26 protein-coding genes and 1 riboswitch are annotated in these 26,824 nt (G+C 39.7%); of the genes, 11 read left to right on the plus strand and 15 right to left on the minus strand.

The features are described 5' to 3' along the window. The first annotated feature begins 91 nt into the window (after window positions 1-91). Together ACXYSN_RS04495 and ACXYSN_RS04500 are read left to right on the plus strand one after the other, a co-directional pair. Window positions 92-1,657 carry an ABC transporter substrate-binding protein/permease gene (locus tag ACXYSN_RS04495; RefSeq protein WP_458636303.1) on the plus strand — a complete coding sequence of 522 codons (1,566 nt, stop codon included), beginning with the start codon at window positions 92-94 and terminating at the stop codon, window positions 1,655-1,657. Next, window positions 1,657-2,397, plus strand: coding sequence for an amino acid ABC transporter ATP-binding protein (locus ACXYSN_RS04500; RefSeq protein ID WP_235083828.1), 741 nt, complete (start codon window positions 1,657-1,659; stop codon window positions 2,395-2,397). Before ACXYSN_RS04495 ends, ACXYSN_RS04500 begins: the two co-directional genes overlap by 1 nt. An 84-nt stretch (window positions 2,398-2,481) precedes the next feature. On the opposite strand, the gene ACXYSN_RS04505 is transcribed toward ACXYSN_RS04500, so the two are convergent. The 12 genes from ACXYSN_RS04505 to ACXYSN_RS04560 form a co-directional block, all read right to left on the minus strand. Further along, a complete protein-coding gene (locus tag ACXYSN_RS04505; protein ID WP_002893653.1) occupies window positions 2,482-2,697 on the minus strand; it encodes a capsule biosynthesis transcriptional regulator in 216 nt (71 codons plus the stop codon). A 105-nt stretch (window positions 2,698-2,802) separates the two neighbouring features. Then, a complete protein-coding gene (locus ACXYSN_RS04510; protein ID WP_006150392.1) occupies window positions 2,803-3,708 on the minus strand; it encodes an SPFH domain-containing protein in 906 nt (301 codons plus the stop codon). A gap of 82 nt (window positions 3,709-3,790) precedes the next feature. After that, on the minus strand, window positions 3,791-5,041 hold the full coding sequence (gene ilvA / locus ACXYSN_RS04515) for a threonine ammonia-lyase IlvA (protein WP_441348522.1): 1,251 nt from the start codon (window positions 5,039-5,041) through the stop codon (window positions 3,791-3,793). A 79-nt stretch (window positions 5,042-5,120) separates the two neighbouring features. After that, complete coding sequence (ilvC, locus tag ACXYSN_RS04520) at window positions 5,121-6,143, minus strand: ketol-acid reductoisomerase (protein ID WP_458636304.1); 1,023 nt, start codon at window positions 6,141-6,143, stop codon at window positions 5,121-5,123. Window positions 6,144-6,208: 65 nt separating this feature from the next. Then, entirely contained in the window at window positions 6,209-6,685 is a 477-nt protein-coding gene (gene ilvN, locus ACXYSN_RS04525) for an acetolactate synthase small subunit (RefSeq protein ID WP_006150351.1), read from the minus strand. Continuing rightward, a complete protein-coding gene (locus tag ACXYSN_RS04530) occupies window positions 6,678-8,378 on the minus strand; it encodes an acetolactate synthase large subunit (RefSeq protein WP_458636305.1) in 1,701 nt (566 codons plus the stop codon). Before ACXYSN_RS04530 ends, ilvN begins: the two co-directional genes overlap by 8 nt. A gap of 206 nt (window positions 8,379-8,584) precedes the next feature. Beyond that, window positions 8,585-9,274 (minus strand): 50S ribosomal protein L1, encoded by a 690-nt coding sequence (rplA, locus tag ACXYSN_RS04535; protein ID WP_001085675.1) that lies wholly within the window; start codon window positions 9,272-9,274, stop codon window positions 8,585-8,587. Window positions 9,275-9,371: 97 nt separating this feature from the next. Then, window positions 9,372-9,797 carry a 50S ribosomal protein L11 gene (gene rplK / locus ACXYSN_RS04540; RefSeq protein ID WP_001085806.1) on the minus strand — a complete coding sequence of 142 codons (426 nt, stop codon included), beginning with the start codon at window positions 9,795-9,797 and terminating at the stop codon, window positions 9,372-9,374. 340 nt (window positions 9,798-10,137) lie between these two features. Continuing rightward, the gene (locus tag ACXYSN_RS04545; RefSeq protein WP_235083826.1) at window positions 10,138-10,557 is read right to left on the minus strand and encodes a ParB N-terminal domain-containing protein; all 420 of its coding nucleotides are present in this window, start codon (window positions 10,555-10,557) and stop codon (window positions 10,138-10,140) included. Between the two features lie 27 nt (window positions 10,558-10,584). Further along, window positions 10,585-11,235 (minus strand): phosphatase PAP2 family protein, encoded by a 651-nt coding sequence (locus ACXYSN_RS04550; RefSeq protein WP_006150305.1) that lies wholly within the window; start codon window positions 11,233-11,235, stop codon window positions 10,585-10,587. Next, complete coding sequence (locus ACXYSN_RS04555) at window positions 11,225-11,788, minus strand: ECF transporter S component (RefSeq protein WP_006150358.1); 564 nt, start codon at window positions 11,786-11,788, stop codon at window positions 11,225-11,227. The genes ACXYSN_RS04550 and ACXYSN_RS04555 overlap by 11 nt, the downstream gene beginning before the upstream one ends. 145 nt (window positions 11,789-11,933) lie before the next feature. After that, window positions 11,934-12,168: riboswitch (FMN riboswitch) on the minus strand. A 54-nt stretch (window positions 12,169-12,222) separates the two neighbouring features. Then, complete coding sequence (locus tag ACXYSN_RS04560; RefSeq protein WP_006150349.1) at window positions 12,223-12,726, minus strand: tRNA (cytidine(34)-2'-O)-methyltransferase; 504 nt, start codon at window positions 12,724-12,726, stop codon at window positions 12,223-12,225. 413 nt (window positions 12,727-13,139) lie between these two features. Here ACXYSN_RS04560 and trkA point away from each other — a divergent pair, with 413 nt between their 5' ends. From trkA to ACXYSN_RS04580, 4 genes are all read left to right on the plus strand, one after another. Beyond that, window positions 13,140-14,489, plus strand: a complete 1,350-nt coding sequence (gene trkA / locus ACXYSN_RS04565; RefSeq protein WP_458636306.1) for a Trk system potassium transporter TrkA — start codon at window positions 13,140-13,142, stop codon at window positions 14,487-14,489. Window positions 14,490-14,492: 3 nt separating this feature from the next. Continuing rightward, complete coding sequence (locus tag ACXYSN_RS04570) at window positions 14,493-15,932, plus strand: TrkH family potassium uptake protein (RefSeq protein ID WP_458636307.1); 1,440 nt, start codon at window positions 14,493-14,495, stop codon at window positions 15,930-15,932. 163 nt (window positions 15,933-16,095) lie between these two features. Next, window positions 16,096-16,722, plus strand: coding sequence for a hypothetical protein (locus ACXYSN_RS04575; RefSeq protein ID WP_458636308.1), 627 nt, complete (start codon window positions 16,096-16,098; stop codon window positions 16,720-16,722). Between the two features lie 60 nt (window positions 16,723-16,782). Continuing rightward, window positions 16,783-17,487 carry a lysostaphin resistance A-like protein gene (locus tag ACXYSN_RS04580; RefSeq protein ID WP_458636309.1) on the plus strand — a complete coding sequence of 235 codons (705 nt, stop codon included), beginning with the start codon at window positions 16,783-16,785 and terminating at the stop codon, window positions 17,485-17,487. A 268-nt stretch (window positions 17,488-17,755) separates the two neighbouring features. Here the strand turns inward: ACXYSN_RS04580 and ACXYSN_RS04585 are convergent, their stop codons facing one another. From ACXYSN_RS04585 to ACXYSN_RS04595, 3 genes are all read right to left on the minus strand, one after another. Then, the gene (locus ACXYSN_RS04585; RefSeq protein ID WP_458636310.1) at window positions 17,756-19,300 is read right to left on the minus strand and encodes a peptide chain release factor 3; all 1,545 of its coding nucleotides are present in this window, start codon (window positions 19,298-19,300) and stop codon (window positions 17,756-17,758) included. A 229-nt stretch (window positions 19,301-19,529) separates the two neighbouring features. Next, the gene (locus tag ACXYSN_RS04590; RefSeq protein ID WP_458636311.1) at window positions 19,530-20,222 is read right to left on the minus strand and encodes a YwaF family protein; all 693 of its coding nucleotides are present in this window, start codon (window positions 20,220-20,222) and stop codon (window positions 19,530-19,532) included. Between the two features lie 34 nt (window positions 20,223-20,256). Further along, on the minus strand, window positions 20,257-20,931 hold the full coding sequence (locus ACXYSN_RS04595; protein WP_458636312.1) for a YwaF family protein: 675 nt from the start codon (window positions 20,929-20,931) through the stop codon (window positions 20,257-20,259). 203 nt (window positions 20,932-21,134) lie between these two features. Here ACXYSN_RS04595 and gatC point away from each other — a divergent pair, with 203 nt between their 5' ends. The 5 genes from gatC (at window position 21,135) to ACXYSN_RS04620 (ending at window position 26,766) form a co-directional block, all read left to right on the plus strand. Then, window positions 21,135-21,437 (plus strand): Asp-tRNA(Asn)/Glu-tRNA(Gln) amidotransferase subunit GatC, encoded by a 303-nt coding sequence (gatC, locus tag ACXYSN_RS04600; RefSeq protein ID WP_458636313.1) that lies wholly within the window; start codon window positions 21,135-21,137, stop codon window positions 21,435-21,437. After that, the gene (gene gatA, locus ACXYSN_RS04605) at window positions 21,437-22,903 is read left to right on the plus strand and encodes an Asp-tRNA(Asn)/Glu-tRNA(Gln) amidotransferase subunit GatA (RefSeq protein WP_458636314.1); all 1,467 of its coding nucleotides are present in this window, start codon (window positions 21,437-21,439) and stop codon (window positions 22,901-22,903) included. Before gatC ends, gatA begins: the two co-directional genes overlap by 1 nt. After that, window positions 22,903-24,345: an Asp-tRNA(Asn)/Glu-tRNA(Gln) amidotransferase subunit GatB gene (gene gatB, locus ACXYSN_RS04610; RefSeq protein ID WP_458636315.1), complete on the plus strand. Its 1,443-nt coding sequence runs from the start codon at window positions 22,903-22,905 to the stop codon at window positions 24,343-24,345. The genes gatA and gatB overlap by 1 nt, the downstream gene beginning before the upstream one ends. An 87-nt stretch (window positions 24,346-24,432) precedes the next feature. After that, window positions 24,433-25,428 carry a zinc-ribbon domain-containing transport protein gene (locus tag ACXYSN_RS04615; protein ID WP_006150150.1) on the plus strand — a complete coding sequence of 332 codons (996 nt, stop codon included), beginning with the start codon at window positions 24,433-24,435 and terminating at the stop codon, window positions 25,426-25,428. Window positions 25,429-25,437: 9 nt separating this feature from the next. Then, window positions 25,438-26,766 (plus strand): SPFH domain-containing protein, encoded by a 1,329-nt coding sequence (locus ACXYSN_RS04620; RefSeq protein ID WP_458636316.1) that lies wholly within the window; start codon window positions 25,438-25,440, stop codon window positions 26,764-26,766. Window positions 26,767-26,824: the final 58 nt, after the last annotated feature.

Raw genomic sequence — 26,824 nt, forward strand, 5'->3', positions numbered from 1 at the left:
TTTTACAAGTAAAGGTTTACTTGTATTGAAAATCTCACCATTTTTAGATACAATAGAGGGAGCTATTTTTAGACTAGAAATAGGAGAAAACATGAAAAAATTATGCTTATCTATCCTTGCTAGCCTAGCCCTTACTCTAGGACTAGTTAGCCAGGTCCAAGCCGATGAATATTTACGCATAGGAATGGAGGCAGCTTACGCACCTTTTAACTGGACTCAGGATGATGACAGTAACGGTGCTGTCAAAATCGATGGAACCAATCAATATGCCAACGGGTATGATGTCCAAATAGCTAAAAAGATTGCTAAGGACCTCGGCAAAGAACCTTTGGTTGTAAAAACTAAATGGGAAGGACTCGTTCCAGCCCTTACCTCTGGTAAAATCGATATGATTATTGCAGGTATGAGCCCAACTGCTGAACGAAAACAAGAAATTGCCTTCTCAAGCAGCTACTACACTAGCGAACCAGTACTTTTGGTCAAGAAGGATTCTGCCTATGCTAATGCTAAATCACTAGAGGATTTTAGCGGAGCAAAAATCACTTCTCAACAAGGTGTTTACCTTTATGACTTGATTTCACAAATCTCAGGTGCTCAGAAAGAAACTGCTATGGGTGATTTTGCGCAAATGCGACAAGCTCTTGAAGCTGGGGTCATCGATGCCTATGTTTCTGAACGTCCAGAAGCCTTAACTGCCGAATCAGCAAACGCTAAGTTTAAAATGATTCAACCTGAACCTGGCTTTAAAACTGGGGAGGAAGATACATCTATCGCTATCGGTTTACGTAAAGACGACGAACGTATCAGTCAAATCAACGCTAGCATTAAAACCATTTCTAAAGAAGAACAAGTTGCGCTAATGGATCGTATGATCAAAGAGCAACCTGCCGAATCTACAACAACTGAAGAAAGCAACAGTAATTTCTTTGGCCAAGTTGCTAAAATTCTATCTGAGAACTGGCAACAACTCTTGCGTGGTGCAGGTATTACTCTTCTCATTTCCATTATCGGTACTATCGTCGGTCTCATCATTGGTCTTGCTATCGGTGTCTTCCGTACTGCACCTCAATCTGAAAATCAATTTATCTACGTAATCCAAAATCTACTTGGCTGGATTCTCAACGTCTATATTGAAATTTTCCGTGGTACTCCTATGATTGTACAAGCCATGGTTATCTACTATGGTACTGCACAAGCCTTTGGAATCAACCTAGACCGAACACTGGCTGCTATCTTTATCGTTTCTATCAATACGGGTGCCTACATGACAGAAATCGTCCGTGGCGGTATTCTAGCTGTTGATAAGGGACAATTCGAAGCGGCAACTGCACTTGGTATGACTCATAATCAAACCATGCGTAAGATTGTTTTGCCTCAAGTTGTTCGAAATATTCTACCAGCAACTGGTAATGAGTTCGTCATCAACATCAAGGATACTTCTGTATTGAACGTTATCTCTGTTGTAGAACTTTACTTCTCAGGAAATACAGTAGCAACACAAACCTACCAATACTTCCAAACCTTTACCATCATCGCAGTCATCTACTTTGTCCTTACCTTTACAGTAACGCGTATTCTCCGTTACATTGAAAAACGTATGGATATGGATACCTACACAACAGGTGCTAACCAAATGCAAACGGAGGATTTGAAATAATGAATCAACCCATTCTTGAAATCAAACACCTCAAAAAATCCTATGGACAAAACGAGGTCCTAAAAGACATCTCACTCACTATTCATAAAGGAGAAGTGATTTCTATCATCGGAAGTTCCGGTAGTGGTAAATCAACCTTCCTACGTTCTATCAACCTTCTCGAAACTCCAACTGAAGGTGAAATCCTTTATCACGGTGAAAACGTCCTTGAAAAAGGGTATAACCTTACTCACTACCGTGAAAAACTAGGTATGGTTTTTCAGTCCTTTAATCTTTTTGAAAATCTCAATGTTCTCGAAAATACGATTGTGGCACAGACAACTGTTCTCAAACGTGACCACTCAGAGGCAGAGAAAATTGCAAAAGAAAACCTTGAAAAAGTTGGTATGGGAGAACGTTTCTGGCAAGCCAAACCAAAGCAACTTTCTGGTGGTCAAAAGCAACGTGTGGCTATTGCTCGTGCTCTTTCTATGAATCCTGATGCCATTCTCTTTGACGAGCCTACATCAGCCCTCGACCCTGAAATGGTCGGTGAAGTTCTCAAAATCATGCAAGAACTAGCTCAAGAAGGCTTGACTATGATCGTTGTAACCCACGAAATGGAATTTGCTCGCGATGTATCAAACCGTGTTATCTTTATGGATAAGGGGGTTATTGCAGAAGAAGGTAAACCTGAAGAGCTATTTACCAATCCTAAAGAAGAACGCACCAAAGAATTTTTACAACGCTATCTTGGATAATCAAAAAAGACTGCAACCTGCAGTCTTTTTATATTTCCTAAAATGAAAAGGCAGGTTCTTTTCGAACCTGCCTATATCCAAAGACTAATCTTCAAATTTTTCATGATTTTTGTCGTAGAAATCAATTAAGCCGAGGGCTGTTTCAAAGGAAATGTTTTTAACTTTTGCACGTCCTTGAGCTAAAGCAATGATAGACATTTCACGTGCATTTGTTTCCTTAGAAATACGATACCCTGTGATTTTTTTATCACGAACCCAGCTAACAACTGATTCTACTTTTTCAAAGTTAGACTTAGCCATGTTATTCTCCTATTTTTTTCTTTACGCTATTTCATTCTATATGTTTTTATAAGTATTGTCAATAAAAACGCATACATACACTGAATTAAAGCGCTCAGAACACAATTATTTGGCTTTTAAAGCCGATAATATATGGGTCCGTATATCTTCAACTCCATTAGGATTTGCTGGCAAGAATATAGTATTATTTCCTTGTTTGTCTGCAAAATTATTCAATGTATCTAAATACTGATTGGTTAATAGGATTGACATAATTTGTTCTTCAGTTAATTCGACATTAGCTCCTTTTAACTCTTTAATAGAATCAGCAAGTCCATCAACAATTGCTTTCCGCTGCTCTGCGATCCCCACACCATGAAGACGATCTTTTTCTGCCTCAGCTTCTGCCGCTGTAACGATCTTTATTTTGTCTGCTTCAGCCAATTCTTGAGCGGCCACTCTCTTACGTTGAGCTGCATTGATTTCGTTCATTGATTGTTTGACTTCTGCATCCGGCTCAACTTTGGTAATGAGCGTCTTAACGATAATATACCCATACGTTGACATTTCTTCCGCTACTTGTTTTTGAACTTCTAATGCAATTTCATCTTTTTTCTCAAACAATTCATCCAAAGTTAATCTAGGAACAGATGAGCGTAATGCATCTTCAATATAAGATTTAATTTGAGCTTCCGGTCTCATCAATTTATAGTAAGCATCTGTAACGTTTTGCTCATTTACACGGTATTGAGTTGCGACATTCATGGTCACAAAAACGTTATCTTGGGTTTTGGTTTCAACTACGATTTCACTTTGTAAAAGGCGTAGCTGTACACGAGCTGCAATTTTGTCAATGCCAAATGGTGCTCGCAGATGAATACCACTATTACTTAACTTTTGATATTTACCAAATCGTTCGATAATGGCAACAGATTGTTGACGAACGACATAAACAGAACTTACTAAAGTAACTCCCACAATAAGCATTAGAATTAATACAACAAGTATAACTGGTAAAACTGGTAAAACCATGGGAATCTCCCCCTTTCTTCATTTACATTATAGCACTCGTATATAGGTTAGGCAAATGATATGATAAAAATTTTATAGGATATTAAACAAGCATATTATATAGAGTTTCGTTCCCATTTAAGTTAATATAAGACGGATCGAATTTTTCCATTCGATGAATCAAACCCGCATAATCATGCTTGTTAGCAAGAGCAATCCCGATTAAGACTGGTCCTGTTCCCTTGCTGGCACGTTTAATATACTCAAAACGAGTGATATCATCATTTGGCCCCAAGATATCATTTACAAATTCTCGAAGAGCCCCTGGACGTTGTGGGAAGTTGACTACAAAGTAATGCTTGATACCATCGTAAATCAAGGCACGCTCTTCCATCTCTGGCATACGGTTGATATCGTTATTTCCTCCAGAAATGATACAACAAATAGTCTTTCCTTTTATATAGTCTGACAGTACTTCCAGAGCCGCCACACTAGCAGCACCCGCAGGTTCTGCTACGATACCTTGTTTAGAGTAGAGATCAATTAGGGTCTCAGAAATCAAACCTTCATCCACTCCGATAAGAGTCTGTACATTTTTACGAGTTGCCTCATAAGTCAACTGCCCTACTTTTTGGACAGCAATCCCATCAGCAAACTTATCAATTTCCTTAAGTTTGACTGGTCCTCCAGCTTCAAACGCCGCCTTCATAGAACGAGCCCCTTCAGCCTCAACACCAATTACTTCAATTTCTGAATTTGTTTCTTTAATATAGGTAGAAACACCAGAAATAAGACCTCCACCTCCTACAGGTACCAAAACAGTATCAAAATCAATGGATTCTTTGCGTGCTTCTTCTAAAATCTCGTAGGCAACAGTTCCTTGCCCCGCTTGAACATAAGGATCATCGAAAGGATCGATAAAGGTACGATTTTCAGCGACTGTAAACTCTTGAGCTGCCTTGGCTGACGCATCAAAGGTATCTCCTACCAATTTAATGGTTACAAAATCACCACCAAAGAAACGAACCTGACCAATTTTCTGTTGAGGTGTTGTAATTGGCATAAAGATTGTTGCAGGAATCTCCATCTCATTACATGTGTAAGCAACTCCTTGGGCGTGATTTCCCGCTGAAGCACACACTACACCACGTTCGCGTTCTTCTTTGTTTAATTGTGAAATCGCATAATAAGCACCACGAATCTTAAATGACCGAACACGTTGAGCATTTTCTTTCTTGAGATAAATTTTAGCTCCGTATTTCTCTGATAAGTAATGATCATATTCTAACGGTGTATTGACTACTACACCACTCAATACTTTATGGGCTTTTACCACATCTTTTGCACTAAGCATAATCTTCTCCTTAATTCGTTTTCAAGATAAAAAGCGGGTTAGGTACCCCCAACTCGCCTTCTATCTTTATTCTCAAAAATTAGTTGTAGATTTTGAATGCGTCATCGTCGTTTTTAACAACAAATGGCATTGCTTTACGCAATTCTGCACCAACCTTTTCAATTTCAAGGTTAGCAGCTTGTTCACGGTAAGCAGTCAATTTTGGACGACCAGCTTTGTAGTCGTTCACAAAGTCGTTGGCAAATTTACCATTTTGGATATCAGCAAGAACTGCTTTCATGTTTTCTTTCACTTGTTCAGTAATCACACGTGGACCTGAAACGTAGTCACCGTATTCAGCTGTGTTAGAGATTGATTGACGCATTTTCTTGAATCCACCTTCGTAGATCAAGTCAACGATCAATTTCATTTCGTGAAGCACTTCGAAGTAAGCCAATTCTGGAGCGTATCCAGCTTCAGTCAAGACTTCAAAACCAGCTTCGATAAGGGCAGTCAAACCACCGCAAAGAACTGCTTGTTCACCAAACAAATCTTCTTCAGTTTCTTCTTTGTATGTTGTTTCAAGAAGACCTACACGCGCTGCACCAACACCTTTACACCAGTCCATAGCGATGTCTTTAGCATTTCCTGTAGCATCTTGGTATACGGCGTAAAGCGCTGGAACACCAAATCCTTCTTCGTAAGTACGACGTACCAAGTGTCCTGGTCCTTTAGGAGCACACATGAAGACATCAACATCTGCAGGAACTTTGATGAATTCGAAGTGGATGTTGAAACCATGTGCAAAACCAACTGCATTTCCAGCTTCCAAGTTTGGAGCGATTTCTGCCTCGTACAATTCTTGTTGAATTTCGTCTGGAGCCAAAATCATGATAACATCAGCCAATTTAGTTGCTTCTGCTACTGTGTAAGTATCAAAACCATCTTCTTTAGCTTTATCAAATGATTTACCTGGACGAACGCCGATAATCACATCGTGACCTGAATCACGCAAATTTTGAGCATGCGCATGTCCTTGTGAACCATAACCGATAACGGCGATTTTTTTACCGTCAAGTGCTGCTACTTTTACATCTTTTTCGTATTCCATTTGAACTGCCATAGTTTTTTCTCTCTTTTCTATTTTTATTGCCTGATAGGCTAAATTAACAAATTTAGATTGGATTTTTAATCACGGGTAAATCCAGTTGCACCCGTACGAGCAATATTCTTGATACCGTATGGTCGAATGACACGAATCAAAGCTTCACTCTTTTCTGCATTTCCCGTCATCTGAACGGTAATGGAGCTTGGAGCTACATCGACCACAGTTGCACGGAAAGGTTGAATGATTGCCAAAATTTCTGCTCGCTTCTCAGCTGGTGCAGCAATCTTAACCAAGATAACTTCTCGCTCTAGGTGAGGTTTATCAGTGATATCGCGAACACGGATAACATCGACCTGACGGTTAAGTTGTTTGATAATTTGCTCTACTTCATCATTCGATGCGACATCAATGATAATAGTAATTCGTGATACATTAGGATTCTCCGTTGCACCCACAGAAATACTTTCGATATTAACTTGACGTCTCGACAACACTCCTGTAAAGCGATTGAGAACACCTGAACGGTTTTGAAGTTTGGCTGTTAACATTCTACGCATTAAACTTCACCCCCAACATCTCATGATTGCTTTTACCAGCTGGTACCATCGGTAAGACATGCTCTTTACGAGAAATATCTACTTCGATAAACATTGGTACATCCTCTTTGATGACTTCCAAATCCTTCTCTAAGGTTTCAGGATTGTCAAATTTATAATTTTTAATCCCGTACGCCTGAGCCATTAATTGGAAATCAGGAAGGCTATCAAAGACTGACTCCGACGTTCGACCATCATAGAAAGCTTCTTGCCATTGACGAACCATACCCAGCGAGTGATTGTTAAGCATGATAACCTTAATTGGAATCTTATAGATATTCAAGATTGCCAATTCCTGATTGGTCATTTGGAAACCACCATCACCGACGAAAAGAACAACTTCTTTATCTGGATTAGCAATCTTTGCCCCGATGGCTGCAGGAACTCCGAATCCCATGGTTCCTAGACCACCTGAGGTTACCAATTGACGCTCATTTTGGTAAGGATAGTATTGAGCTGTCCACATTTGGTGTTGACCGACGTCTGTTACAACAATGGCGTCCCCCTTGGTCAACTCACCGATGCGTTCAATGACTGCTTGCGGTTGGACGACCCGTTCTTTCTTATCATAAGATCGAACACGATTTTTATCTTTTGTGACCTTTTCAATCCATTTTTCAGTATTGTTATGAACAACTGGTTCTGCAAGTAATTGTTGTAAGGCTTTTTTAGCATCACCAACAACTGGGATATCGACTGTGATAATCTTTCCAATCTCTGCAGGATCAATATCAATATGCGCTACTTTAGCCTTCTTAGCAAAAGTCTTAGGATTTCCAGTCAAGCGGTCATCAAAACGACAACCAATAGAAATCATAAAATCTGCTTCTGTCATGGCAATGTTAGCTGCAAAGGAACCATGCATTCCACCCATCCCCAAAAACAGTGGGTGGCTAGTTGCAATTGTCCCTTGTCCCAAAAGACTGGTTACAACCGGAATTTGATAGCGTTCTGCAAATTCAATCAACTCTGCGGCAGCCTCTGCGTAACTAATACCACCACCAGCAAGTAATACTGGTTTTTTAGATTTAGATAACTGCTTCAAGATTTTCTTGATTTGCATATCATTGGGCTCAACGGTTGGTTGATAACTTGGTAACACTACTTCTGGTGAGTAGATAAAATCAGTCTCAAGCGCAGAAACATCTTTTGGTAAATCAATGACGACTGGACCTGGACGACCTGTTGTCGCAATATGCACCGCCTCTGTAATCACACGTGGAATATCTGCTGTTTCACGAACCTGATAATTGTACTTGGTAATTGGCATGGTAATACCGACAATATCCGCCTCTTGGAAAGCGTCTTTACCGATACCCGCTCTTGCCACTTGTCCTGTGAAAACCAAAAGAGGAACACTGTCGCTCATAGCATCTGCAATACCCGTAATGGCATTTGTAGCTCCCGGTCCACTTGTGACGACTGCAACACCAAGTTTTCCTGTTGATTTAGCATAACCTTCAGCTTCATGAAGACATCCTTGTTCATGGCGACCTAAAATATGACGAATGCCTTTAAAATTATAAATAGCATCATACAAAGGCAATACGGCTCCACCTGGATAACCAAAAATCGTATCAATTCCTAAATCACGGAGTGTTTCCAAAACAAGTTCTGATCCCGACTTTGGTGAATCTAAAATGATTTTCTCCATTGTTCCCCTTTCTGTTCTCTTAAAATGACTTGTTTCTATAATACCATTTTTTCAAAAATTTTCAAGACAAAAGAAGAAATTTTCTGAATTTTCTATCTAGATACTTTACAATATCAAATCGATTCCAAAGTTTATCCGTGTTTTTAACATTTTCATAGAAAAAAAGGTTGAGACTTGCCGTCTTCAACCTTTTTACAAATTACTAATTAAAGTGAATTTACATCGACCTTGATACCAACACCTTGAGTAGTTGTGATAGTCAAGTTTGTTACGTAAGTACCTTTAGCTGTAGCTGGTTTAGCTTTTTGAATTGTTTCGTTGAAAGCTTTGAAGTTTTCAACCAATTTTTCAGCTTCAAATGATACTTTACCGATGATTGCTTGAACGTTACCTGCACGGTCAGCACGGTAAGTAATTTTACCACCTTTAGACTCTTCAACTGCTTTCGCAACATCCATTGTTACAGTACCAGTTTTAGGGTTTGGCATCAAGTTACGTGGTCCAAGGACACGTCCAAGACGTCCAACAAGAGCCATCATATCAGGTGTAGCGATAACTACGTCGAAGTCCAACCAACCGTCGTTGATTTTAGCAACAAGGTCATCTTCACCTACGAAGTCTGCTCCAGCAGCTTTCGCTTCTTCTGCTTTAGCACCACGTGCGAAAACAAGAACGCGTGAAGTTTTACCAGTACCGTTTGGCAATACCATTGCTCCACGGATTTGTTGGTCAGCTTTTTTAACGTCGATGTTCAAGTTGTATGCAACTTCTACAGTTGCGTCAAATTTTGCAAAGTTAGTTTCTTTTGCAAGTGCTACAGCTTCTTCTACGCTGTATGCTTTTGTGCTGTCGATTTTCTCAAGTGCAGCACGAAGTTGTTTGCTTTTTTTAGCCATTTTCTATTCTCCTTGTAAGTGGTTCAATCGATTTTCATCTCCCACGTCACTTCTCGAAATGATGAAGTCTTGCGGGTTATATTGGGGATGTTATTGATTAGTCAACAACAGTGAATCCCATAGAACGAGCAGTACCTTCAATCATACGCATTGCAGACTCAATGTTTGCTGCGTTCAAATCTGGCATCTTAGTTTCTGCAATTTCTTGTACTTGTGCACGAGTAACTGTAGCAACTTTAGTTTTGTTAGGTGTACCTGATCCTTTTTCAACACCTGCAGCTTTTTTCAAAAGAACAGCAGCTGGTGGTGTCTTAGTGATGAAAGTAAATGATTTATCTTCGTATACTGAGATAACAACTGGAATAATCATACCAGCTTGATCAGCTGTACGAGCGTTGAACTCTTTTGTGAATCCCATGATGTTGATACCAGCTTGACCAAGAGCAGGTCCAACTGGTGGAGCTGGTGTAGCTTTACCAGCAGGGATTTGCAATTTTACAAGTTTTTCGACTTTTTTAGCCATTTTTAAATCCTCCTTTGTGGTTTTGGCGGTAATTTAAAGATTTTTACCTCCCACAAGTATGTTTTACACATACCCTACTATTATACACTAATCTTTCTCAAATGCAAGAGAAAAATTCTATTTTTAGAGAAATTTTATAACGGAATTCGTCTATCATTTCGATTGTAAAAGAGTTGCAGACTACAAATAAAAAATCGCTCTGTTTTGAGCGATTATAAGGGATACTAAATTTAGTAGGAGTCCAGTTTCAAGAGAAAGCTAATCCCATTTTCAGATCTTCTACTCTCCACAAAATCAAGGGACTCAAACATTTTCTGAAGGCGTGATTGAAATCAAAGAACTATCTATCTGAATGATTTTTGTCATCATTTTCTACTCCTAATACTAGCTCCGCTGCTTGATTAAAACCATCACACCAGTTATACCATTTTGCCTCATATTCATCTTGAGGTAAGATACGATTTTTTAGATCTAAAATAGAGTAAATCTTTCTTTCCTCACAAGCTTGCGCATAAAGATGATATAGTTCATCACCACCATCTTTATCAAACTCAGCAGAAATCGTATCCTGACCTAGCAACAATGCCTGATAAGCTCTGTGATGCCCGTCTGTAATTAGCAAGCGATTTCCAAATGCAAGAACACTGATTGGATTAATACTTGGCTTTTCTACCGACTGATAAAGCATCTGAATATCTTGCAACTTCTTCTCTGATAAGTAAAGTTGACTCGGATGAAGATCCTTTATGTTGACTTCCATTTCTTTCTCCTCAAGAGAATTTGATACCTACTTCTGCTTACCTGTAAATCTCCACTGAAAGCGCAGCTTGTCGTAAAAAGGAAACTCAATAAACAAGATTCCTAGACCTAGACTCAGGCTTGCCAGAACATCTGATGGGTAGTGGACACCAAGATAAACTCTAGAGACAAGAACACTAACTAGGTAAAGTCCTAGTAGTCCTTGTAAAGCTAGCTTTGTAGTAGTGTTTTTCACTCTCTGACCTAGGATAATGATCAAGGAACCGATGAGTAAAGTCACCGCCAGTGAATGCCCACTTGGGAAAGAAAAACCCTTTTCCTCCACTAAATGTAAAATATCTGGTCGTGGACGTTGATACAGGTGTTTTAAAGACACAATTAAAATACCAGCCAGACCAAGATTCCCAGCTACCAATAGGCTCTCAGTTTTCCACTTTTTCAGGTAAAAGATAGCAATCAAAATAATAGCCCAACTAATGACAATAGGTAAATCAATCAGACGTGTAATTCCACGAAAAATCAAAGTTAAGGTCTCGGGTAAATCACCTCGAATAGCTGTTTGAACCGAGGAGTCCAATGTTACCAGTTGCTCTGGATAAAACTTAACGACATAACCCAGAATTACAAATAGTAAAAGGGCAAAAGAGCCCTTTGTTAAATATGTTTGTTTATCTTTCATAACGTTTTAAAGTTACCTTTAAGAAGACATAAATCAACCAAAATGCTAGTGCAAAGATAACACCTTCAATTAAGTTAAAAGGTAAAACCATTGTCAACAGATAGTTGCTTAGTCCTAGAATTTTCTCAATATCAAAATTAGCAAATTTAGAATATAATGGAACTGCATACACATAGTTAAGAACTAGCATAGCCAAGGTCAAACCAATTGTACCAGCTAGGGAAGCTAAAGCGAAACGAATTGGTGTTCGATCTTTTTTCCAAATCAAACCAAATGCAAGAACAAAAACTCCTAAAGCCACAATATTCATCGGCAAACCGATATAGGTGCTGACTCCTTGATTGTTTAAAATCAACTTAAGCAAGGAACGAAGTAAAATTATCACAAAAGCTGCGGGTAAATCAAGCACAATCAAACCTACTAAAACTGGTAAGATACTGAACTCAACTCTTAAAAAGGACGCCGCAGGCAAGAGTGGAAAGTCAAAGTACATCAACACAAATGAAAGTGCTGATAAAATTGCAATGGTCGAAAGTCGACGTGTGTTTGTCATAACAGGTTCCTCCAATTTTCTATAAAATCAGAAGAAGTTGGAAAGTCCCACTCTATCTATCCACTCAACTATATCAAAAACAATCTATTGGTCAAAACACCAAAAGAACTTCCTATATATTTAAGTTGAATAGATAAAATCATTCTTTCGTCTTCTCCCATCCAGACTATACTGTCGGTTGTGGAATCTCACCACATCAGCTCGCGCTCGCGGACTTCTTTTAGAGTAGGGAAATGGAAATTTTTCTTTTAGACTAGGCGACAAGCTGTAGGCATAACTTTTGGTTAGGCAAAGCTTGGCAACAAAGTATAAAAGGAAAAGAACATTTCCTAGTAAAAGTCACCGCCGGTCGGGAATTACACCCAGCCCTGAAGACCCTTTTATCATAACAAAAAATGCTTGCAAGTGCAAGCATTAAGTATTCGCTTTCATGATTATTTCAACTTGTCAGTCTCATAGATATGAACCAAGTCCAAACCAGCAAAATTCTGTTGACGTAGAGCTTCGTATACGATCATACAAACAGTATTCGAAACATTGAGACTACGAACATGTTCATCATTCATAGGAATTCTGAGAGCTTTTTCAGGATGTTCACGCATAAATGCCTCAGGCAAGCCCTTATCTTCACGACCAAAGAGAAAATAATGATTTCCTTCAATAGTAAAATCAGCATCTGAATAGACCTTTTCTGCAAACTTGGAAATCAAGTAGAGTTGTCCATTCATTTTTCCCATAAATTCATCTAGACTATCATAGAAATAAATATCAAGTTTGTCCCAATAGTCCAGCCCAGCTCGCTTCATTTTACGATCGTCAATAGGAAAGCCCATCGGTTTGATAATATGAAGGGGCGCATTCGTCGCTGCACAGGTACGTGCAATATTTCCCGTATTTTGTGGAATTTGTGGTTCAAACAATACAATATGATTAACCATGCCATGCTTCCTCTCACTAGTGCAAAAAAATAGCCACACTGCCCGGAGTCAAGCTCAGCAAACAGCGTGGTTAAGGTATCGTTAACTTACCTCACAACAGGTTTGAAGTAAATCAGCGAAACTACTTTTATAGTATATCACTTTCAGCCTGATTGTCAATAGAAATGTCTTGATTTTTTCATTTTTTTGCAAACATATTTACAAAAGTTCTACAAGCTCCACTGAGCCACTTTTATCATGGATTTAGCTTGTGTTAAAAATTTGGTCAATATGTACTCTTCCTTAATAGAATATTTATTTAACTTTGGATGTTAATCCGATTCCTCATAAGAGGAAATCAATCGGTTGTTTAGTGCAATTTTTACAAAAAAAAGGTATGATAGAGACATAATGAAAAAGTAGGTTATTTAACTATGAAAATTATTCTTGTCGGAGGGGGAAAAGTCGGTTCTGCCCTTTGTCGTTCGCTTGTTGCTGACAACCATGACGTTGTCTTGATTGAACAGAACGAAACTGTTTTAAATTACATGACAAGTCGCTTTGATATTATCGGTATCGCAGGAAACGGTGCTGACTTTGCTATGTTAGAGGCAGCCAATGTTCAAGACTGCGATATTTTCATCGCCATGACACAGTATGATGAAGTTAACATGGTTTCAGCCGTTCTCGCTAAAAAAATGGGAGCCAAAGAAACCATCGTTCGTGTTCGTAATCCTGAATATTCTAATCCTTACTTTAAAGAAAAAAATATTCTCGGATTTTCACTCATTGTCAATCCAGAACTCCTAGCTGCTCGTGCCATTGCAAATATCATTGACTTCCCGAACGCTCTATCCGTTGAACGTTTCGTGGGTGGCTTGGTTAGCCTGATGGAATTCGTCGTTCGAGAAGATAGCAATATTTGTCAGATGTCCATTGCTGATTTTCGTAAAAAGTTCGATAATGTTATCGTCTGTGCCATCGAACGTGATCATAAACTGATGATTCCTAGCGGAGATGTTGTTTTAGAAGATAAAGACCGCATCTTTGTAACAGGACATCGTGTCGATATGATGCTCTTCCACAATTATCTCAAGTCCAGAGTTGTTAAGAGCTTGCTTATCATTGGGGCTGGTAAGATTGCATACTACCTACTAGGTATTTTAAAAGACAGTCGAATCGACACAAAAGTAATCGAGGTCAACCAAGAAAGAGCTGCCTTCTTTAGTGAAAAATTCCCTAAACTTTATATCGTTCAAGGGGATGGAACAACTAAAGACACGCTCTTAGAAGAAAGTGCTCAGAACTACGATGCTGTTGCCACTCTGACTGGAGTCGACGAGGAAAACATCATTACATCTATGTTCTTGGATAGTATTGGCGTTCAAAAAAACATTACCAAAGTTAACCGTACTAGTCTCTTGGAAATTATCCACGCGACGGATTTCTCAAGCATCATCACGCCTAAGACAATCGCTGTTGACACTATCATGCACTTTATCCATGGTCGTGTAAATGCACAATATTCTGACCTTCAAGCTATGCACCACCTTGCAAATGGCCAGATAGAAACCCTTCAGTTCTTAATTAAGGAAGCAAACAAGATGACAGGCAAACCCTTGTCTAAACTGAAGCTCAAAAAAGATGTCTTGATTGCCGCCATTATCCGGAACGGAAAAACAATCTTCCCAACTGGAGAAGATACGCTCCAAGTCGGTGATAAGCTAGTGGTCATCACTTTGCTATCAAACATCACCAAGATTTATGATTTGATAGAGAGGTAAGCTATGAATAGAAGTATGGTACGCTTTCTTCTTGCAAAGCTACTCTTAATCGAGGCTGCCCTTCTCTTGGTACCAGTCAGTATCGCTCTTTACTATCGAGAATCTAGCCAAGTGTTTACAGCACTTTTCTCTACCATTGGTATTCTTGTCGTCCTGGGTCTTCTAGGCATCATTAAAAAGCCAAAAAAACAACGAATTTATGCAAAAGAAGGGGTCTTGATCGTTGCTCTATGTTGGATTCTCTGGTCTTTCTTTGGCGCCCTTCCCTTTGTCTTTTCAGGACAAATCCCCAATATGATAGATGCCTTCTTCGAAGTTAGTTCTGGTTTCACAACAACGGGTGCAACCATCCTAAATGACGTATCGGTCTTAAGCCGTTCACTTCTATTTTGGCGGAGTTTTACCCACCTCATTGGAGGAATGGGGGTGCTGGTTTTCGCCCTCGCTATCATGGACAATGCTAAAAACAGTCACTTAGAGGTTATGAAGGCTGAGGTCCCAGGACCAGTATTTGGTAAGGTTGTGTCTAAACTAAAAAATACAGCCCAAATCCTCTACATCCTCTACTTAGCTATGTTCGCCCTTTTTGTAGTTATTTATTACATTGCAGGGATGCCTCTCTACGATAGTTTTGTTATCGCTATGGGAACAGCTGGAACTGGGGGATTCACTGTTTATAACGATGGTATTGCCCACTATCATAGTTCTCTCATCACTTATTTGACAAGTATTGGGGTTTTGATATTCGGTGTCAATTTCAACCTCTACTACTATCTCATGCTTCGTCGATTTAAGGAATTCTTTTTCGATGAGGAACTTCGAGCTTATCTCTTGATTGTTGCTATATCTACCGGCTTAATCACACTCAACACACTGCACCTTTATAGTGGCGTTTCACAAAGTTTTGAGATGGCCTTCTTCCAAGTTTCTAATATCATTACCACTACTGGTTTTGGTTATGGAGACATCACGAACTGGCCTTTGTTTTCTCAATACATCTTACTAATGTTAATGGCAATTGGTGGTTCTGCTGGATCTACTGCTGGGGGTCTCAAGGTTATCCGTGGAGTCATCCTCGCTAAAATTGCAAAAAACCAATTCTTGTCTACTATATCCCCTCACCGTGTCTTAACTCTTCATGTTAATAAAACGGTCATCGACAAGGATACCCAACACAAGATTTTGAAGTATTTTGTAGTTTACATCATGATTCTACTCAGTCTGATCTTCATCGTCAGTTTAGATACTAACAATTTAATGGTTGTTACGAGTGCTGTTTTCAGTTGTTTTAACAATATCGGTCCAATTTTAGGAACGACTTCAAGTTTCTCAATATTTAGTCCATTTTCAAAACTCCTCCTATCCTTTGCAATGATTGCAGGACGTCTTGAAATTTATCCTATCATATTACTCTTTATGAAGCGAACCTGGTCTAAACGTTAGAATTTTATGATCAAATAGCACATCCTTCAAAAATCAAGGGATGTGTTTTTTGCTGGGTCTGATTAAAAAAAACAGTTGAGAGTCAAAAACTAACACTTGGGAAAAAGTTGATATTTTGTGAATCCATTTCGTTATAATGTTTAAAAAACGTAGGGGTTTATTTATGGAAAAAATTAGAAAATCAATCCAGCTTCTCTTATTGGGATCCGTAGCATATCTTGGACTCTGCAGCTGTGTATTTTGGTCTGGAATTTCTCTAACTCTAAAACAATCATACTTTTACTTGTTGCTATTCTTACTGGCATTAGCTGCTATGTGTACTTTTATCCACTATCTTTCGGGCCATGATCCTGTCAATAGTCAGCTACGAAATCGCAGCCGTGCTTTCTTTTTATTATATAGCACTATGATTGTCATTAATGTAGCGGGAGTCAGCCTTATCCTATTTGATAATCCTAGCAGTGGCACTCTGCTTCAAAAAGAAGTTGTGGATTTGATGCTTATCTCTTTCTTTTTCTTACTTGGAGTAGATATTGCAACTTTTTTACCGCTCAAGAAATGGAAGAACTTACCAACTCATAATAAGACAAGAAAACTAATTAGCCTAATGATCTTTAGTTTATTTTTTCTGCATAATCCTATAACTATCCTTTCTGTCAGCTTTTATATCCTATTAGGAGTTAGCTTCCTCAGCTTTTTATTCCCCCAAAAATTAAGACACGATTTATCCTTCTACAGTCATTTAATACGAAATATCTTACTAATTGTCTCTACACTCATGTTTTGGTAGTTTATAGAATTCCTATCCAAAGTATGCTATAATGAAATAAATTTTTTAGGAGATATATGAATGAATTTTTTTAAAGATTATCGTAAAAGACTGCTTTGGTTAGGAATCTTTTTTGTAGCAATGTTCCTATCTCAAGTTCCTATTTTGACTTGGGTATTGCTACAAAGAACTCAACTAGAATCTATTTGGGCATCTTTAATAGTAGGAATTGTCTCTACTACTGTTGTTACACTCTTTTTATATGGTGCTCACAAAAGCAAACTCTTAAATCTAAAATCGAAACTCTTTAGCATTAATGATGCCCCTCGAATCGCACTCAGCTATGCAGCCATTATCGCTGTAAATATGGTTGGTGGAATTTTGCTAAGACTTCTGAATCAAACAACTACTTCAAATCAAGAAACTATTAATAGCCTCATGTCAGAAACTTCCATCATTTCAAGCTTTTTCGTAGTTGTCTTGGTAGCTCCTGTTTGCGAGGAAATTATCTGCCGTGGTATTATACCTACTAAACTCTTTGAAGGATATGAAAAAATTGGTTACGTTTTTGGTTGGCTCCTCTTTACAATGGCCCATATCCCAACAAACCCACCTTCTTTCTTAATCTATGGTTGGATGTCCGCCGTCCTAACTTGGACTGCATATCGCACCAAACGTCTAGAAATGTCTATTTTCCTACATTTAGTAATTAATGGAATGAGCATTCTCATGCTTATCCTTCTGACAATTCTTATCAAGGTTGTTGGTATAGATGCTTTTCAATAAATGGAAGTTCCACTGCTAATAAAAAGACTAGAAATCTATTTAATTTCTAGTTTTTTTTGTCTATTTAAAACCGAAATACGAATTAAGTGTGAGAGGTTTCGACACGGATTTGATGAGGTAGTCAGCTAGACCACTCCTAAATGTTACGACACGAAGAGGCGAAAACGATTATTTTTCGCCGACGAGTTAGTAAGGCAGTTAGCTAAACCGCAAAATAGCGGCTAGCGTCCAACAATTAGGAACTTTAGTTCCAATTGTTGATACTGAATCACATTTTTTCTTCCAAATCCACATCTGGATACTTGTCCGCAAACCAGCGGAGGGCAAAGTCGTTTTCAAAGAGGAAGACAGGCTGGTCAAAGCGATCCTTCGCCAAGATATTTCGACTTGAAGACATGCGCTCATCTAAGTCTTCTGGTTTGATCCAGCGAACGGTCTTTTTACCCATTGGACTCATAACCACTTCTGCATTGTACTCATTTTCCATCCGGTGTTTGAAGACTTCAAACTGCAATTGACCAACGGCACCTAGCATGTATTCACCTGTTTGGTAGTTGGTATAGAGCTGAATAGCTCCTTCTTGTACTAATTGCTCGATTCCCTTGTGGAAGGATTTTTGCTTCATGACGTTCTTAGCAGATACCTTCATGAAGATTTCAGGGGTAAAGGTTGGCAGTGGTTCAAATTCGAATTTGTTTTTGCCAACTGTCAAAGTATCTCCCACCTGATAAGTACCAGTATCGTAAACCCCGATGATATCTCCTGCTACGGCATTAGTTACATTCTCTCGACTTTCAGCCATAAACTGAGTGACATTAGACAACTTAGCACTTTTACCAGTACGAGGGAGGTTAACACTCATACCACGCTCGAATTCACCAGAGACGATACGGACAAAGGCGATGCGGTCACGGTGACGAGGATCCATGTTGGCTTGGATTTTAAAGACAAAGCCTGAGAAATCCTTATCATAAGGATCGACAAGTTCACCGTCTGTCTTCTTGTGGCCATGTGGCTCCGGAGCAAATTCGAGGAAAGTCTCAAGGAAAGTCTGTACCCCAAAGTTAGTAAGAGCTGAACCGAAGAATACTGGAGTTAATCCACCAGCTAAAATAGCTTCTTCTGAAAATTCATTTCCAGCTTCTTGCAAGAGTTCGATGTCGTCTTTCACTTGTTCGTAGAATGGGTTGTTGGCAAAGAGTTTGTCTCCATCTTCTAGACTGGCAAAGCGTTCATCCCCTTTGTAGAGTTCCAAGCGTTGATTATAGAGGTCGTAAAGGCCCTCAAAGGCTTTCCCCATCCCAATCGGCCAGTTCATTGGGTAACTGGCAATGCCCAATACTTCTTCCAATTCTTGCAAGAGATCCAGTGGCTCGCGACCGTCACGGTCCAGCTTGTTCATAAAAGTGAAGACTGGAATACCACGGTGTTTGACAACCTCAAACAATTTCTTGGTCTGGGCTTCAATACCCTTGGCAGAGTCAACAACCATAACGGCAGCATCTACCGCCATCAAGGTCCGATAAGTATCTTCTGAAAAGTCCTCGTGCCCTGGGGTATCTAGGATATTTACTCGCTTGCTATCGTAGTCAAACTGCATGACAGATGAGGTTACCGAAATCCCACGTTGTTTCTCGATATCCATCCAGTCGGACTTAGCAAAATTTCCTGTTTTCTTCCCTTTTACGGTACCAGCTTCTCGAATTTCTCCCCCAAAGTAGAGCAACTGCTCTGTAATCGTCGTTTTCCCCGCGTCTGGGTGGGAGATAATGGCAAAGGTACGGCGTTTTTTAATTTCTTCTTGAATACTCATAACTTCTCTTTCTTTTTCTTTTTATTTTCAAAGATTTCAATATATAATCACTCTTTGTTACATTGGACTCTTAAATTCCTTTCAACACTCCATTATATCGGATTTTAGGGAGTTTTTCAATTGCTGATATCAGAAAAAGCAGGCCTATATACTAGACTTGCTTTTAAATAATGGATGTCTCAATTTATGCTTTACAATCGAATCTGTATTTTTTAAACTTACATTGGTTTTACGAAAGAGTTGATTCTAGTGCCATTTTCTTTTGCCAGCGTTTCTTAAACAAGATATCAAAGAGCACCAAGGCCGAAGAAAGAATGATTGAAACCAGAAGATACTTGATCCAAATAGGAGCATCTGGAATAAAAGGTGTAGTATTCAAAAGCCCATAGTTTCCACCTGTCGCTTGATTGACTCCAACTAGAAAAAGATTAAGAACAAAAGTGTAAGCGATGATTCGATACTTTTTCAGCAAGGTCTTATCGTAGTGATTCATGAGATAGACCAGGGAATTAACCAAGAGAGCATAATGACCAATGAGAAAAGAGAAACTGGTAATATGCGGGAAGTCATATGGGTCAAAAACAGGATAGCCCAAGGCAAAAACTGCTCCACTAGCTCCCATAAGGGCAAAATACTGCTTGGTTTTCCATCTGTCTGGCAGGAAGACAACCGCGAACATAGCTAAACGACAATGGTAAAGAGGCAGACTATTTGAAAATGGAATGCTAAAACCAATATACCAAGTATAAAGAGCTAGCAGTTGCGCTATTTGAATCCACTTAAACAATCGAACAAATTTTGGATTTTTGTAGTAAGTAAGAGAAGCATAAATAGACAAAGCAAGAAGGCCTATCATGACTCCATACCAAAAAATGGAAATGGGAGGCGGTGTGGTTTGGGTTCTTGTGATAAAATGATGCATAAAATCTCCTTAAGGCAACGAATTCAGTTGTACATTAACTTTTCTTATGTTTGTATTTAACAAGTTGATTGATGAGGATGACAACTCCTGTCATCATACTGGTCACTATGAGATAGTTAACCAAAGCGCCATGATCCCCAATCACAGGGGGTTTACTCATAAAGCCATAATTTCCTCCTGTCAAGAGGTTGGCTAGAAAGATAATGGCATTGATCCCAAAAGTCATCTGGCATATTTTCCAAGTATCCCCTTTTTCAACTTTATAATATCTAACAAGATAAATCAAGCAGTTAGCCAAGAGGGCCCAATGTCCGAAAACATTGTTCACAGACGAAACATGAGGAAAAGGAAAAGGATAAAAGACTGGATAAACCAAGGCCATGATCGAACCAAAGACTCCCAACAAGGCAAAATATTGCTTGAAGAAGGTCTTATTAGGGGCAAAAAGAATCATCCACATAGCCATGCGACTATGGTAAAAAGGGAGAGCCTCAGATAGGGGCAGACGTGTAGCAATATACCAAGCGTTGATAATCAGTAACTGAATCAATTGTCCCCAATACCAAAATTCTCGGTAACGTTTAGAGCTTGCATAGCGAATCGATAAAAAAGCTATGATTACCAAAGAAGTAGGTAATAAAAAGTAAAATGCTCCCAAATGAGGAGGGACTGTCTTTTTACTGGTAAAAAGTAACTCCCAAAGCTTCATGTGCCATCCTTAACGTCTTCTAGTTGGGTTAATGATATACCAACTAAATACGACTGTTGTTCTTTCTTCTAGTTTCAACCATTATATCGAATTAAAAAGTATTTTTCAATTTCTATTTCTTTTCAGTTTGTCTTGTCTTATTTATAGGAAAATATGGTAAAATAGAACAGATAAAGAATCATCATTTCACGAAAGGATAAAAGATGAAAATTACGCAAGAAGAGGTGACTCACGTTGCCAATCTTTCTAAATTAAAATTCACTGAAAATGAAACAGCTGAGTTTGCGACAACCTTGTCTAAAATTGTTGATATGGTTGAGTTGCTCAGTGAAATTGATACAACTGGTGTTGAACCAACGACTACCATGGCTGATCGTAAGACAGTATTGCGACCGGATGTTGCTGAAAAAGGAACTGACCGTGACCGCCTGTTTAAGAACGTACCTGAAAAAGAAAACTACTATATCAAGGTACCAGCTATCCTAGATGACGGAGGAGATGCCTAATGACTTTTAACAATAAAACGATTGAAGAGTTGCACAACCTCCTTGTCTCTAAGGAAATTTCTGCAACGGAACTAACCCAAGCGACTCTTGAAGATATCAAGGCGCGTGAAAAGGCAATCAATGCCTTCGTTACGATTGCTGAAGACCAAGCCCTTGCTCAAGCTAAAGTTATTGACGAGGCTGGAATCGATGCTGACAATGTCCTTTCAGGAATTCCACTAGCTGTTAAGGATAATATCTCTACAGACGGCATTCTGACAACTGCAGCGTCAAAAATGCTTTATAACTACGAGCCAATCTTTGATGCAACAGCAGTTGCCAATGCAAAATCTAAGGGCATGATTGTTGTCGGAAAAACTAATATGGACGAGTTTGCCATGGGTGGTTCTGGTGAAACATCATACTACGGTGCAACTAAAAATGCTTGGGACCACAGCAAGGTTCCCGGTGGTTCATCTAGCGGTTCTGCTGCTTCTGTAGCTTCAGGACAAGTCCGCTTGTCACTTGGGTCTGATACTGGTGGTTCTATCCGCCAACCGGCTGCTTTTAACGGGATCGTTGGTCTCAAACCAACCTACGGAACAGTTTCACGTTTTGGTCTGATTGCCTTTGGTAGCTCACTAGACCAGATTGGTCCTTTTGCTCCAACCGTTAAGGAAAACGCCCTATTGCTCAATGCCATTGCTAGCGAAGATGCCAAAGACTCTACTTCTGCACCCGTTCGTATAGCAGACTTTACTTCTAAGATTGGTCAAGACATCAAGGGTATGAAGATTGCCCTTCCTAAGGAATACCTTGGTGAAGGTATTGATCCAGAAGTTAAAGAAACCATCCTTAACGCAGCCAAACACTTTGAAAAACTAGGTGCTATCGTGGAAGAAGTTAGCCTTCCACACTCAAAATATGGGGTTGCTGTATACTACATCATCGCTTCATCTGAAGCTTCATCAAACTTGCAACGTTTTGATGGTATCCGCTATGGTTTCCGTGCTGAAGATGCTAAGAACTTGGATGAGATTTACGTTAACACTCGTAGCCAAGGATTCGGTGACGAAGTAAAACGTCGGATCATGCTTGGTACTTTCAGTCTTTCATCAGGTTACTACGATGCCTACTACAAGAAAGCTGGTCAAGTTCGTACCCTTATTATCCAAGATTTCGAAAAAGTATTTGCAGATTATGACCTCATCCTTGGTCCAACAGCTCCAAGTGTGGCCTTTGACTTGGATTCGCTCAACCACGATCCAGTTGCCATGTACTTGGCGGACCTCTTGACCATTCCAGTCAACTTGGCAGGTCTCCCAGGGATTTCAATTCCTGCAGGATTTGCTCAAGGTCTACCAGTAGGTTTGCAATTGATTGGTCCAAAATACTCTGAAGAGACCATTTACCAAGCTGCTGCTGCTTTTGAAGCAACAACAGACTACCACAAACAACAACCCGTGATTTTTGGAGGTGATAACTAATGAACTTTGAAACAGTCATTGGACTTGAAGTCCACGTAGAGCTCAACACCAATTCAAAAATCTTCTCACCTACTTCTGCCCACTTTGGAAATGACCAAAATGCCAACACCAACGTGATTGACTGGTCTTTCCCTGGGGTACTACCTGTTCTCAATAAAGGTGTTGTTGATGCCGGTATCAAGGCCGCTCTTGCCCTCAACATGGATATCCACAAAAAGATGCACTTTGACCGCAAGAACTATTTCTACCCTGATAATCCAAAAGCCTACCAAATTTCTCAATTTGATGAGCCAATCGGTTACAACGGTTGGATTGAAGTAGAACTTGAGGACGGTACAACTAAGAAAATCGGTATCGAACGTGCCCACTTGGAAGAAGATGCCGGTAAGAACACTCACGGAACAGATGGTTTCTCTTATGTCGACCTCAACCGTCAAGGAGTGCCATTGATTGAGATTGTATCTGAAGCCGACATGCGTTCTCCTGAAGAAGCTTACGCTTATCTAACAGCCCTCAAGGAAGTGATCCAATATGCTGGTATTTCCGACGTTAAGATGGAAGAAGGTTCTATGCGTGTGGATGCCAACATCTCCCTTCGTCCTTATGGTCAAGAGAAATTCGGTACCAAGACTGAGTTGAAAAACCTCAACTCCTTCTCAAATGTCCGCAAGGGTCTTGAATACGAAGTGCAACGTCAGGCTGAAATTCTTCGCTCTGGTGGTCAAATTCGCCAAGAAACACGTCGTTACGATGAAGCGAACAAAGCAACCATCCTCATGCGTGTTAAAGAAGGTGCTGCAGACTACCGCTACTTCCCAGAACCAGACCTACCACTCTTTGAAATCTCAGATGAGTGGATTGAGGAAATGCGCACTGAGTTGCCAGAGTTTCCAAAAGAACGCCGTGCTCGCTACGTATCTGACCTTGGCCTATCAGACTACGATGCTAGTCAGTTGACTGCCAACAAAGTCACTTCTGACTTCTTTGAGAAAGCTGTTGCCCTTGGCGGTGACGCTAAGCAAGTCTCTAACTGGCTCCAAGGTGAAGTCGCTCAGTTCTTGAACGCTGAAGGTAAGACACTGGAAGAAATCGAGTTAACTCCAGAAAACTTGGTAGAAATGATCGCTATCATCGAAGACGGCACTATTTCATCTAAGATTGCCAAGAAAGTCTTTGTCCACCTTGCTAAAAATGGTGGCAGTGCTCGTGAATACGTTGAAAAAGCCGGTTTAGTTCAAATTTCAGATCCAGATATCTTGATTCCAATCATCCATCAAGTCTTTGCCGATAACGAAGCTGCTGTCGCAGACTTCAAGTCAGGCAAACGGAATGCAGACAAGGCCTTTACTGGTTTCCTCATGAAAGCAACTAAAGGACAAGCCAACCCACAAGTAGCCCTCAAACTACTTGCCCAAGAATTGGCGAAGTTGAAAAATGATTAATCGAATAATTTAAATATAACTGTCACAAGCTGATATAAAATTCTAGCTTGCTGCCTTGCACTCTGTACTCACATAGTTAGGAGACATATGAAAAAGTTATATACTCTTATCGCTACCTTCTTGCTTCTTCTATTTGTGACACCTCTTCAATCAATCGATGCGGGTGTTGGACATTCTCGAAGTGGTAGTTCTAGCCGCAGCAGTTCACGAAGTAGTAGTTCTAGCCGCAGTAGTTCACGAAGTAGTAGTTCTAGTCGTTCAAGTGGTAGCTCTTCTTCTAGAAGCAGCTATCGTTCTGGCGGTAGTTACTCAAGTTCAGGTGGATCTTTAGGTACCGGGATGACTATTCTTATCATGTTTGGTGTCGGGGCTTTCCTACTCTTCATGCTCATCAAGTACCTTAACGATCAGAACACTCCATCTGAAACACCGTATAGAAGACATACTACTAGCTACGAACCAGAGCCAATTAGCCATCGTAGAGTTGAAAATAATAACCAAGCTATCGACCGACTCAGATATTACGATCCAAACTTTGATGCCTCTGCTTTCACTTCATGGGTTAAAGAAGTCTACATCCAGTTACAGGCAGCCTGGACTAAGAAAGATTGGAACTTGGTGCGTTCTCTTGAAAGCGCCAGTCTCTATTCTCAACACAGTTCTCAACTAGAAGAACATATCCAATCCCAAACAACCAATGTCTTAGAACGAGTTTGTGTTGAAAATGTTAGAATCAAAGATTTCAATAGTAATCCAGATGGAAACGATACTTTAGTTGTTATCTTATCATCTACCTTGAGAGATTATGTCATCGAAGACAAGACTCGTAAGGTTATTGAGGGAGACCCTCAAAAAGATCTATTTACAGTTTATCAAATGAACTTCATCCGTAAACATGGCAGTCAAACTGAAAGTTCTGTTCAAGATGAAGCCGTTAGCGACCGCTGTCCAAACTGTGGCGCTCCACTGAAAATATCAGCAATCAGCAAATGTGACTATTGCGGATCTGATATCACCCGTAGTCCAAACCAATGGGTTCTTGACACCTATGACGTTGTGGATGAAGACGAATTATATAATTAGGAGGAAATTATGGGATTTATTCGTATGGCCAAAGAGCAAATTAAGGGAGTTGTTGATGTTGCCAAATCTGCTGGAATTAATAGTCTTAATGACAGTAAATTTAAGGAAGCCGTTGTGCTTCCAGACCACGTATCATCAGATGCATTAGCTGTTAAGGGAACTCTTCTTACAAAAGACCCTGACGGAGTTTCTAGACAAAGTAATCAACATACAGGACTTTTAACAGATGGCTCTGTCGTAATTGTGCCACAAGGGTATGTTGCTATCCTTGTAAATAACGGTACTTTCCTTGGTGATGTTTTAGAAGCTGGTAGCCATGAATGGCGCTCTGGCGACAACGCTTGGCTTCTAGAAAAAGGCGGAATTAAGGGCACTTGGGAAAACTTCAAGCACCGCTTCTCATTCGCTGGTCAAGTCGTAACTCAACAAGAAATCATCTTTGTCCGTATCCAACCGATTGCGGGTAATAAATTTGGTACCCAAAACGCTGTAGAATACTTCAGTGAACGTTACCAACAATTGCTCAACATCCGTTTCTATGGTTTGTTTGATATCAAGATTTCTGATCCAGTCCTTTTCTACGTTAGCTCGATCAGTCAACAAATTGAAGAACATAAACCATTTACACTCCAAGATATTGCTCAAGGAACTCTTCGACAAAATATCTCTCCTAAAATTGCTATCGCAATTTCCAAATTCACTAATGAGTACCGAGTTGATATCTATAGCCTAAATGCTAATCAGGATACCTTCAATGAAATCGCTAAACAAGAAGTCAACAAGGTATGGACAGGACTTTACGGTATTGAAGCAACCAATATCCTTCTTGAGGATTTGAGCTACGACCAAGAAAGCTTGGAACTTGTTCGAAAACTTGACAGTGAACTCGTTGCTATGAAATACAATACCATCGAAATTGAAGAACGTCGTGCTCGTAACGAAGCTCTCATTGCGGCAGCCAATAACGAAGGTAATGGCAATGGTATGAACATGATTATGGGTATGAACCTAGGACAAACACTTGGTGGTCAATTAAACCAACAAGCTCAACCTGTTAGTCCAAATCAAACTGTTCCCCCAGTACAACCTGCTGATCCAAACCAAGCATTTACTCCGGCCCAAACTGCAAGTCCTGAGCAAGTTGCTAGCCCAGTAGAAACTGTTATCCCTGAACAACCCGCTAACTCAGTAGAAACTAATAATCCAGAAGTAACAACTCCTGCAGAAGAAACTACTAGTCAAGAAAAACCAACTAATAAAAACTTCTACATCGAAGTAGATGGTAAATATGTCTTGGTAACCAGAAATGAAAATGGGGATATTGTACCCGTCAACTAGGTCATCTTCTCTGATATTTGAGAATTCTAGGCTATTATGATACAATAAAGAGTAAACT

The organism is Streptococcus sp. V869, from assembly GCF_054353515.1.